Here is a 10,093-nt window from a genome sequence, read left to right on the forward strand (position 1 = left end):
AAGTTGGCGCCGCCGCGCTGCGGCAGCTTGCGGCCGACGAGGTCCATCGCCTGGATGTGGTTGGTGCCCTCGTAGATCGAGAAGATCTTCGAGTCGCGCAAGTACTGCTCCACCGGGTGATCGCGCAGATAGCCGGCGCCGCCGAACACCTGGATCGCGGTTTCGCACACGCGGAACGCCTGATCCGACGAGTACGCCTTGACGATCGGCACGAGCAGGTCGACCTGTCCCTTGTGGTAGGCGGCCTGTTCGTCGTCCTTGCCGGCGAGCAGCCGCTCCCGATCGGTGTGCGCGCACAGCTTGAGGATCAGCGCGCGAATCCCCTCGACCCGCGCCTTCATGTCGATCAGCATCCGGCGCACGTCCGGGTGCTGGATGATCGGCACCTTCGGTGCGGTCGGGTCCTTCCACTTGGACACGTGCGGGCCCTGCTTGCGCTCCTTGGCGTAGTCGAGCGCCGCCAGGTACGCGGCGGACGCCACGGCCATGCCCTGGACGCCGACGCCGATCCGCGCGAAGTTCATCATGCGGAACATCTGGCTCATGCCGCGGCATTCCTCGGTGCCGACCAGCTCGCCCACGCAGTTGCCGTTTTCGCCGAAGTTGAGCACGCAGGTGGCCGAGCCGTTGATGCCCATCTTGTGCTCGATGCCGCCGACCGTGACGTCGTTGCTGCCACCGGTGAGCTTGTCGCGCGGAACGATGAACAGGCTCAATCCCTTCGTCCCGGGAGGCGCCCCTTCCGTGCGGGCGAGCACCATGTGGATGATGTTCTCGGTCAGGTCGTGGTCGCCCGCCGAGATGAAGATCTTGGTGCCCTCGATCTTGTACGTGCCGTCGGGCTGCTTGATCGCCTTGGTGGTCGCCGCACCGACGTCCGATCCGGCGTGCGGCTCGGTGAGGCACATCGTGCCGGCCCACTTGCCCGAGAACATGTTGTGCACGTAACGACCGACCTGCTCCGGCGTACCGAACGCCGCGATCAGCTCCGCCGCGCCGACGGTCAACCCCGGATACATGGCGAACGCGACGTTGGCGCCCGCGAGGAACTCCTCGGTCGCGATGCCGACCGAAAACGGCGCGCCCGCGCCGCCGTGCTCCTCCGGGGCGCTCACGTTGCGATAGCCGGCCTCGTACAACGCATCCCACGCCTCCTTGAACCCCGGCGGCGTGATGACCTTGCCGTCCACCAACCGGCATCCGACCTCGTCGCCGACGCGGTTGGTCGGCCCGATCTTGTCGCACGCGAACTGGTAGACCTCGTCGATGATCATGTCGACCGCCTCGACGTCCCACTCCTCGAACGGCGGCTGCCCGAGCAGTTCGTCGAGGTGAAACTGTTCGTACAGGCGAAAGCGGATCTCGCGCAGGTCGGCGCGGTACTGGTTGACGGCCTTGGCCACGGGACTCCTCCTGACAAAAGGCTGTGGGCGGCTGAATGAATGCCCATTCAGTTTTGCCATGCGTGGCGCAACGCGTCAAGGCACCGCGTGGTACCGTCGCTGCGATGGCGGACAATGCGTTGATTTCCCTGCAAGACAAGGTGGTCGTGGTCACCGGCGGCAGCCGCGGTATCGGCGCGGCGATCGCCCGCGCGTGCGCGGCCGCCGGCGCGCGGGTCGTGGTGGCGTCGCGCAAGCAGGAGGGCGTCGACGCGGTCGCCGCGGACATCCGCGCCGCGGGCGGCGACGCGCTCGCGGTGGCGGCGCACACCGGCCACGCCGACCAGGTCGACGCGCTGTTTGCGCGCGCGGTCGACGCGTTCGGCCGGGTGGACGGGCTGGTCAACAACGCCGCGACCAACCCGTACTTCGGTCCGATGCTCGGCATCTCCGAGCCCGCGTGGGACAAGACGTTCGAGGTCAACGTCAAGGGCTACTTCTATGCCGCGCGCGCGTTCGTGGCCCACGCGCGGAAGCGCGGCGGCGGCGGCGCCATCGTCAACGTCGCCAGCGTCGCGGGCCGCGGCGCGGCCGCCGCACAGGGTGTATATGCAATGACGAAGGCCGCCGTCATCTCGATGACGCAGACGCTCGCGGTCGAACTCGGCTCCTCCGGCATCCGGGTCAACGCGCTCGCGCCGGGACTGATCGACACAAAATTTGCGTCGGCGCTGGTCCACAACCCGGCGATCGGCGGCGCGATCGCGAAGCAGACGCCGCTGGGGCGCATCGGCCGCCCGGAAGACATCGCCGGCGGCGCGGTCTATTTGCTGTCGGACGCGGCGGCGTTCGTCACGGGCGAGGTGCTCGTCATCGACGGCGGCCTCACGGTCGGCGCGATTCACGTCGGCGCGTGACGCGCGCGGGACCGCGCCGCGGCCCGCCGGCCGGCGGCGGCGAACGCCCTGCCGCGCGCAGGCCGTACTCGCCCTGCGCGACGCGCGTCGTCGCCGCGCGCCAGGCCTTACTCGCCCCGTGCGACGCGCGTCGTCGCCGCGCGGCGAATGAACGGCGCCACCTGGCGGGCCGCGAGCTGATCGAGGACCGCGGCCACGCAGTCGCGCCGCGCGGCGGCGATCGCCGCCGGCGTGTAGGCCGCGCTCACGCGTCCGGTGCCGGTCGCCGACGCCGCCTCCCCGGGGCGCAGCCGCTCGGCCGCGTCGGCGCCGCGCCACACGTTGACCTGCATGCCCACGGTACAGCGCACGTCGGCCCGCCCGCCGCGGCGGGTGACCGCGACGTCGCGCACGCTCGCGTTGACGAAGAACGCCGCGGTTCCCGCGCGGCGCAGCGCGCGCTCGGTCGGCCACCCGTCACGCTGGGTCGCCTGACCGAAGTCGGGCGCCGCCTGGCGCAGCGCGCGGCGCACCGCGACCTGCACGTCGGCCGCCGCGACGCCGGGGGCGCGCGAGGTCGGCGCGCCGATCGCGACGAAGACGCTCGGCAGCGCGCCGTCGGGCGACCGCAAGGCGCGCACCCGCTTGTACGACGCGAGCGCCTTGCGCCGCACGCGCACGTCGGCGTCGGACCGCGCCGCGGCGGCCAGCGCATCGATCGCCGCGTCGCGCTCGCGCGCGGCGACCGACTCGTCGATCAGCCGGCCGAGCGCCGCGGCGGCCAGCGCCCGCACCGTCGCCTCTCGATCGTGGCGCAACGCTTCCGCGAGCGCGCGCACGGCACGCACGTCGCGGCGCTCGGCGAGCCACAGCGCGGCCGACAGCCGCACCTTGAAGGACGGCGACGCGCGAAGCTGCCGCGCGCGCTGCGCGATCCCGTCGGCGCGCGCCGGCGAGGCGACGAACACAACCGCGCCGATCAGCGCGACGACGACGGCCCCTCGCACACGTTCACGGTAACACGCCCGCGCCCTGCCACTCACGCGCTTTCGAGCGTCGACAGCGTGTGGTACATCGGCTCACATGGGCATCGGCCTGAGCCTGGACGCCGCGTGGCAAGTCGCGAGGGTGAGCATCCCGACGGTGATCGAGTCCATCAAGGGCGACGTGTCGCGCGATGTGTGTGACCGTCGCCTGCGCCAGTTCGCCGAGAACATCGTATCGCACGCGCGGATTCGCCTCGACGTGCGCGGCGTCGACCGGGTGCCGACCGACCGGTCGCTCATCTACATGTCCAACCACCAGAGCCACATGGACATTCCGGTGCTGTACGCGACGATGCCGTCGCCGACGGTGCGGATGGTCGCCAAGAAGGAACTGTTCCGCATCCCGATTTTCGGCCAGGCGATGATCGCCGCCGACATGGTGCGCGTTGACCGCAGCAGCCGGCAGGAGGCGATCGCCAGCCTGCGCCGCGCCAGCGCCCTGATCGACAGCGGCGTCAGCCTGTGGATCGCCCCCGAGGGGACTCGCTCGCGCGACGGCAAGATCGGCCCGCTCAAAAAGGGGGGCTTTCATCTGGCGATCGACACCGGCACGCCGATCGTTCCGGTCGCAATCGTCGGCACGCGGAACATCCTGCCGCCCGGATCCATTCGCACGCGCCCGGGCCAGACGGTGCGCGTCACGTTCGGCGCGCCGATCCCGGTCGACGGCGAAACCGTCGACTCGCTCATGCGCAAGGTCGACGCGTTCTTGCGCGAGCACGTCGAAGGCAGCGCGGCACGCGACCCCGGCGACGCGGTGTAAGCGCGGCGGCGGCCGCGCGTTGTCCCGGCATGACGAGGACGACTGCGATGGCGATCGCCGCGGTCGCCGCGTGTGCCTGCGGCGGCGCGAAGGCGGCCTACCGATCGAAGGCGGTCCCGGCCGCGAGCGCGCCGCTCGACCGCTCCGTGTTCGCGCGCGACCCGAACGGCCAGCTCAGCGAAGACGCGCTGCAGCGGGTGTTGGCCAGCGAACTCGAACTCGACCTGCCGGCGCGCATCGGCGTGTTGCCCGTGGTCGACGCGGTCGACTGGCGCGGGCCGAGTCCTTCCTACGATCCCGCTCCGGCGGCGCTCGCCCCGCTCGTGCGCGGGCTGCGCGGCGACGAGCCGTTCTTCCACGTCACCGAGATGATGGCGATCCCGTCGGGTGCGCTCGGCATGGAGGCACTGCGCGAGATCGCGGCGCGCTACCACCTGCGCTACGTGTTGCTGTACCGCGAGAGCATCGCGACGCGCGAGCGCGCCAACCCGTGGGCGATCGGCTACGCGACGATCGTCGGCGCGCTGTTTCTGCCCGGAGACACGCTGTCGGTCGACGGCTACGTCGAGGCGAGCTTGCTGGACGTCAAGACGGGGCTGTTGCTGTTTACCGTGCGCCGGCGCGTATCGGGGCGACGCCGCACGAACGTGTGGCACACCGGCGACAAGCTCGCCGACCTGCGGCGGCGCGCCGCAGAACGCGCCGCGCCGTCGCTGGCCAAAGACGTGCGCCAGGCCGTCTACGAGTTCGAACGCGCCGCCCGCTTCGAACGCCAGCGGCGCCACGACACCGCCCGCCCGGCGGAGGCTGCCGCCGGCACGAGCGAGGCCGTCGCGCCCGACGTACGCCGACGCGGGGCCGGGACGGACGCATCGGCCGCGGACACTCCCGCCGTCCCGAGCGCATGACGGCGTCACCCGGCCACCGGCTCGAGCGTCGCGGCGCAACCCGTCGCTCAGGCGCGGGGAGGCAGTGAGTAGGTCACGGACGCGTGGGCGATCGGCTCGGCGCGGCCGTCGCTGGCCAGCACGACCCGGCCGACGGCGAGTCGCCTGCCGACCTTGAGCAGCTCGCAGTCGGCCACCACGTCGCGCGGCTCCGGCCGGCGCAGGAAGTCGATGTGCAAGCTCGTCGTCACCGCGAGCGCGACCGGCCCGACGACCGCCAGGATCGCGACGTAGGTGGCCAGGTCGGCCAGCGCCATCAGCGTCGGCCCGGACACCGTGCCGCCGGGGCGAAGGTGCGCGTCGCCCACCGGCTGGCGGACGCGCGCGCGACCGCCGCCGGCCGCTTCGATCACGGCGCCCGACGCGACCGCCTGCGGAAACTGGTCGGCCAGCAGCGCCTCGATGGCGGCGACGTCCATTGCGGGTCGGGTCATCGAGCGGACGCTATCAAAGCACTGGACGTCCGCCAAACGCGCTCCGCACCCGCGGGCTCGGACGCGCGGCCGGCGCATTCGCGCGCGCACGGGGGCGCGCGGTCATCGCACGAATCGGCCTGACGACATCGCAACCGCGCGCGCGCGGAGCGATGGACCGCTATAGCGGTCGCGAACTCGCTATCCCGCGCGCGTACCGGGACGCGCGTCGTCCACTGCGTGACGGCTGCAAGGGGCCGGCCTCCGGCCGCGACGGCGAAGCCCCGCGCGGAGGACGTGCTCGCCGGGGGTCGCCAGCGAGACCGCTCGCACCGCGCGCGCGAGCGTGCAGCCCCGCGCCGGTCGTACGCCGTGGCATCACCAACGATTGCGAAAATCCTGCGTGCACAACGACAGGAGAAGAAATCGCTTCGCAGATCGCGGTCGCATTCGCCGGGCCGGCAGTGCCGCGGACGTGGCTCGGCGCTTGCACGGCGCTTCCGCCATGATGAGCCGGCTCCCCTGGATCTTGTGCGGCATGCTCGCGGTGATTTTCACCGTGTTCGCGGCGATCGGCATCGGCAAGCACTTCTCCAACCAGGCCGAGGGCGCGAGCGTCCAGCTCCCGAAGGACTTCACCGCCGAGAGTCGTGAGTGCATCGACTGCCACGACAAGGAGACCCACTCGCTCGTTCAGCAGTGGGGCGACTCGAAGCACTACCGCGCCAAGGTCGGTTGCTTCGAGTGCCACGAGGCCAACGCCGGCGACCCGGACGCGTTCATGCACTACAAGCACCGGATCGCCACCATCGTGTCGCCCAAGGACTGCTCGAAGTGCCACGAGAAGGAGGTCGAAGAGTTCTCCGAGAGCCACCATTCGCAGGGCGCACGGATCCTCGGCTCGCTCGACAACGTGCTCGCCGAGGTCGTCGAGGGCGACAACGGATTCGTTACGCCGGGATTCCCAGAGGGCAACTCGGCCGCGGCGGTCAACGGGTGCTGGCAGTGCCACGGCTCGGAGGTCAAGGTGATCGGCGAGGGCAAGCTCGACCCGGCCACCTGGCCCAACACGGGCATCGGGCGGATCAACCCGGACGGATCCCGCGGCTCGTGTACCGCCTGCCACAGCCGCCACAAGTTCTCGGCCGCGCAGGCGCGCAACCCGGAAAACTGCGGCAAGTGCCACATGGGCCCCGACCACCCGCAGCTCGAGATCTACAACGAGTCCAAGCACGGCATCGCGTTCCGCGCCAACATCGACAAGATGAACCTGGAGGCGCCCAAGTGGGTCGTCGGGGTCGACTACGACGCGGCGCCGACCTGCGCCACCTGCCACATGTCGGCGACGAAGAACCAGCCGGTGACCCACGACGTCGGCATGCGAATCTCGTGGAACAACCGGCCGGCGATCTCCGTGCGCCCCGAAGTGTCCGACAAGAAGATGGGGCTCGCCGGCGCCAACGTCGACTGGAAGACCCGGCGCGCGAACATGGAAGACGTGTGTCTCGCGTGCCACGCCAAGGCGTACGTCGACGCGTTCTATCAGCAGTACGACGCGCTCATCGATTTGTACCACCGCAAGTTCGCCAAGCCCGGTTTGGCGCTCTACGAGGCCGCAAAGCCGCTCCTCGAGCCGGTCAAGTTCGCCAACAAGCTCGACTTCATCTGGTTCGAGTTGTGGCATCACGAGGGCCGGCGGGCGCGCCACGCCGCGTCGATGATGGGGCCCGACTACACCCACTGGCACGGCACCTACGACATCGCGAAGCACTGGTACACGAAGTACATCCCGGAACTGAAGCATCTGATCGAAGACGGCAAGGCGTCTTCCGACGCAGCCAAGAAGTCCGCTGCAGAAGCGCTCGAGAAGCTGCTGAACGAGACGCTCGAGTCGCCCGAACACCGCTGGTACATCGGCAAGATGTCCCCGGAGGAGGCCGCCAAGCGCAAGGCGCGCGCCGAAGAGTTCAAGAAGCGGTACGAGTAACGTGACCCGGATGCGTCAACGCTGGCTCCCCGTCTCGCTCGCCGGCGTCGTCGGGAGCGTCGCCGCCGGGCTGATGGTGGCCACGGTGGTACGCGCCGCGGGCCCTGGCGAGCCCACGACGGCGCCGGCCGACTCGCAAGCGCCCGAGGCGCGCGCGAGAGAGACCGTGGCGCCGGCGAAACCGCGGGTGGTCGTCAATCGGCGTGCTGCCGGCCTGAAGTACTTCCCGTGCTCGGAGTGCCACGACAAGATCGAGCTGCGCACGCCGACCACACCGCCGCGCCCGCCGCACGATCGGATGACCTTCAAACACATGCCGGGTATCGAGATGTGCGTGCAGTGCCACGTGCGCGACGACATGGACTCGCTGCAGCTGTTTACCGAAGAGAAGATCTCGTTCGACGAGTCCGACCGCCTGTGCGGCCAATGCCACCCGGAGAAACACGCCGACTGGGAACTCGGCAGTCACGGCAAGGTCGTGGGATCGTGGCGCGGTACGCGCGTGCGTTACACGTGCGCGGACTGCCATCCGCCGCACGAGCCGGCGTACCGCCACACGCCCACGCTGCCGCCGCCGCCGTTTCCACGGTTCGGGATTCGAAAGACCGAGCCAAGCCATGAGTGACGACAACCGCACTTCCGCGGGCATCGGCCGGCGCGGATTCCTCAAGGGCCTCGCCGCGGGCGCGGCGACCGCGGCCGCGTCCACCGCGGGCTGCGGGAGCTGGGACCAGTTCTTCCAGAAGCACTACAAGGAGATGACCGACGCCGACAAGCGGAAGGTGTTTGCGCGAATCGAGGCCGAACAAAAGCGGCGATTCCACCGCGAGGTCGAGGTCGGTGACTACCCGCCGGTGCCGGGCACCAAGTTCGTCTATTGCATCAGCCTGTCGCTGTGCGACGGCAACCGCAAGTGTGTCGAGGCGTGCGTCAAGGAGAACAACCAGTCCCGCAACCCGGCGATTCAGTACATCAAGGTGGTCGAGCTCGACGCGGGCACGTTCAACCTCGAGCGCGGCGACGCGTACTACGAGGGGCCGACGCCACGGCCGGGAAAAGTCTACCTGCCGATGCAGTGCAACCAGTGCGACGACCCGCCGTGCACCGCCGCCTGCCCGGTCGAGGCAACCTGGAAGGAGCGCGACGGGATCGTCGTCATCGACTACGACTGGTGCATCGGCTGCCGCTACTGCATGGCGGCGTGTCCGTACGAGGCGCGGCGGTTCAACTACCGGGAGCCGAGCATCCCGGCGCGCGATCTCAACCCGCGCCAGGGCTACTTGAGCAACCGCGTGCGGCCCAAGGGAGTGGTCGAGAAGTGCCACTTCTGTTTGCACCGGACGAGGCAGGGCCAGTTCCCGGCGTGCATGGAGGCGTGCCCCACCGGCGCGCGCAAGTTCGGCAACATCCTCGACCCGAACAGCGAGGTGTCGGCCATCCTGCGAGAAAAGCGCGTGTTCGTGCTCAAGGAAGAACTCAACACGATCCCGCAGCTGTACTACTACTTCGACTGACCCGAACCGATGCGGACCTACCTGCGATATCTGCGCGACCTCGTCGGCTACGGCTTCTCCGGCGGCGCGCACTACTACCTGTGGCTCGGGTTTCTCGCTCTGCTGATCGGCATCGGCATCGCGGCGTACGGCGCCCAGCTCGCGCTCGGGCTGAGCGTCACCCACATGAGCGACCAGGTGAGCTGGGGCGCGTACATCGCAAACTTCACGTTCCTGGTGGGCGTTGCGGCGGCGGCAGTGTTGCTGGTCGTACCGACCTACGTGTACGGCAACAAGGACGTCAAGGAAGTGGTGTTGTTGGCCGAGCTCGTGGCCATGACGGCGATGATCATGTGCCTGCTGTTCGTCACCGTCGACCTCGGCCGCCCGGATCGGTTTGCGCACTTGCTACCGGTCCTCGGGCGCCTGAACTTTCCCAGGTCGATGCTCGCATGGGACGTCATCGTGCTCACCGGGTACCTACTGCTCAATCTGCACATCCCCGGCTACCTGCTGTACATGATGTACCTCGGCCGCGAGCCGTCGCGCCGGCTATACCTGCCGTTCGTGTTCATCTCGATCGGCTGGGCCGTGAGCATCCACACGGTCACCGCGTTCCTGTACGGCGGGTTCGGCGGCCGCCCGTTCTGGAACACGGCGATCATGGCGCCGCGGTTCTTGATCAGCGCATTCGCGTCGGGCCCGGCGCTGTTGCTGATCATCTTTTGGGTCATCGATCGCCACGGCGGCATGGCGATCAAGCCCACGGTGTTCCGCATGCTGCGGCGCATCGTCGCGATCACGCTGCCGATCAACTTCTTTCTGCTCGGCTGCGAGCTGTTCAAGGAGTTTTATACCGGCAGCGTCCATGCGACGTCGGCGTGGTACCTGTTCTTCGGCATCCACGGCCACGGCATGCTCGTGCCGTACATCTGGAGCGGTCTTCTGATGGGTATCGCGGCGATGGTCATCTTCAACGTCGAGCGGCTGTACTCGAACGACCGGTGGATGCTCGCAGGCGCCGCGCTGTGCGTGACCGGCGTGTGGATCGAAAAAGGGATGGGGTTGATCATCCCCGGGTTCATCCCGTCGCCCACGGGCGATCTGGTCGAATACTCGCCGTCCGGCATCGAGTTTCTGGTCTGCCTGGGCATCTGGGCGCTCGG

General features: G+C 69.3%; 10 protein-coding genes. 7 read left to right on the plus strand and 3 right to left on the minus strand.

Features of this window, described 5'->3' with window-relative positions:
* A partial coding sequence (locus D6689_21685) for an acyl-CoA dehydrogenase (protein ID RMH36839.1) occupies positions 1-1,403 on the minus strand: 1,403 nt, incomplete at its 3' end.
* Between the two features lie 104 nt (positions 1,404-1,507).
* On the opposite strand from D6689_21685, the gene D6689_21690 reads away from it, so the two are divergent.
* A complete protein-coding gene (locus D6689_21690) occupies positions 1,508-2,299 on the plus strand; it encodes a glucose 1-dehydrogenase (GenBank protein ID RMH36840.1) in 792 nt (263 codons plus the stop codon).
* 107 nt (positions 2,300-2,406) lie between these two features.
* Here the strand turns inward: D6689_21690 and D6689_21695 are convergent, their stop codons facing one another.
* A complete protein-coding gene (locus D6689_21695; GenBank protein ID RMH36841.1) occupies positions 2,407-3,321 on the minus strand; it encodes a hypothetical protein in 915 nt (304 codons plus the stop codon).
* Between the two features lie 40 nt (positions 3,322-3,361).
* Between D6689_21695 and D6689_21700 the strand changes: the two genes are divergently transcribed.
* Complete coding sequence (locus tag D6689_21700) at positions 3,362-4,087, plus strand: 1-acyl-sn-glycerol-3-phosphate acyltransferase (GenBank protein ID RMH36842.1); 726 nt, start codon at positions 3,362-3,364, stop codon at positions 4,085-4,087.
* A 47-nt stretch (positions 4,088-4,134) separates the two neighbouring features.
* A complete protein-coding gene (locus D6689_21705; protein RMH36843.1) occupies positions 4,135-4,995 on the plus strand; it encodes a hypothetical protein in 861 nt (286 codons plus the stop codon).
* 47 nt (positions 4,996-5,042) lie between these two features.
* Here D6689_21705 and D6689_21710 read toward each other — a convergent pair whose 3' ends face one another.
* Positions 5,043-5,468: a PaaI family thioesterase gene (locus D6689_21710; GenBank protein ID RMH36844.1), complete on the minus strand. Its 426-nt coding sequence runs from the start codon at positions 5,466-5,468 to the stop codon at positions 5,043-5,045.
* Between the two features lie 484 nt (positions 5,469-5,952).
* Here D6689_21710 and D6689_21715 point away from each other — a divergent pair, with 484 nt between their 5' ends.
* From D6689_21715 to D6689_21730, 4 genes are all read left to right on the plus strand, one after another.
* Positions 5,953-7,434, plus strand: a complete 1,482-nt coding sequence (locus tag D6689_21715) for a hydroxylamine oxidoreductase (GenBank protein ID RMH36845.1) — start codon at positions 5,953-5,955, stop codon at positions 7,432-7,434.
* Between the two features lie 10 nt (positions 7,435-7,444).
* On the plus strand, positions 7,445-8,059 hold the full coding sequence (locus tag D6689_21720) for a hypothetical protein (GenBank protein RMH36846.1): 615 nt from the start codon (positions 7,445-7,447) through the stop codon (positions 8,057-8,059).
* Positions 8,052-8,948, plus strand: a complete 897-nt coding sequence (locus D6689_21725) for a 4Fe-4S dicluster domain-containing protein (protein RMH36847.1) — start codon at positions 8,052-8,054, stop codon at positions 8,946-8,948. Before D6689_21720 ends, D6689_21725 begins: the two co-directional genes overlap by 8 nt.
* A 9-nt stretch (positions 8,949-8,957) precedes the next feature.
* Positions 8,958-10,093, plus strand: a 1,136-nt coding sequence (locus D6689_21730; GenBank protein ID RMH36848.1) for a polysulfide reductase, incomplete at its 3' end; no start/stop codon positions are given.

The sequence above is a fragment of the Deltaproteobacteria bacterium genome (assembly GCA_003696105.1).
Classification (GTDB): Bacteria; Myxococcota_A; Polyangia; order Haliangiales; family J016; genus J016.

Bases quoted from the DNA above. Each gene is read 5' to 3' on its own strand.
- D6689_21690 (RMH36840.1), top strand. From the start codon at position 1,508: ATGGCGGACAATGCGTTGATTTCCCTGCAAGACAAGGTGGTCGTGGTC.
- D6689_21705 (RMH36843.1), top strand. From the start codon at position 4,135: ATGGCGATCGCCGCGGTCGCCGCGTGTGCCTGCGGCGGCGCGAAGGCG.
- D6689_21700 (RMH36842.1), top strand. From the start codon at position 3,362: ATGGGCATCGGCCTGAGCCTGGACGCCGCGTGGCAAGTCGCGAGGGTG.
- D6689_21715 (RMH36845.1), top strand. From the start codon at position 5,953: ATGATGAGCCGGCTCCCCTGGATCTTGTGCGGCATGCTCGCGGTGATT.
- D6689_21725 (RMH36847.1), top strand. From the start codon at position 8,052: ATGAGTGACGACAACCGCACTTCCGCGGGCATCGGCCGGCGCGGATTC.
- D6689_21710 (RMH36844.1), bottom strand. From the start codon at position 5,468: ATGACCCGACCCGCAATGGACGTCGCCGCCATCGAGGCGCTGCTGGCC.
- D6689_21720 (RMH36846.1), top strand. From the start codon at position 7,445: ATGCGTCAACGCTGGCTCCCCGTCTCGCTCGCCGGCGTCGTCGGGAGC.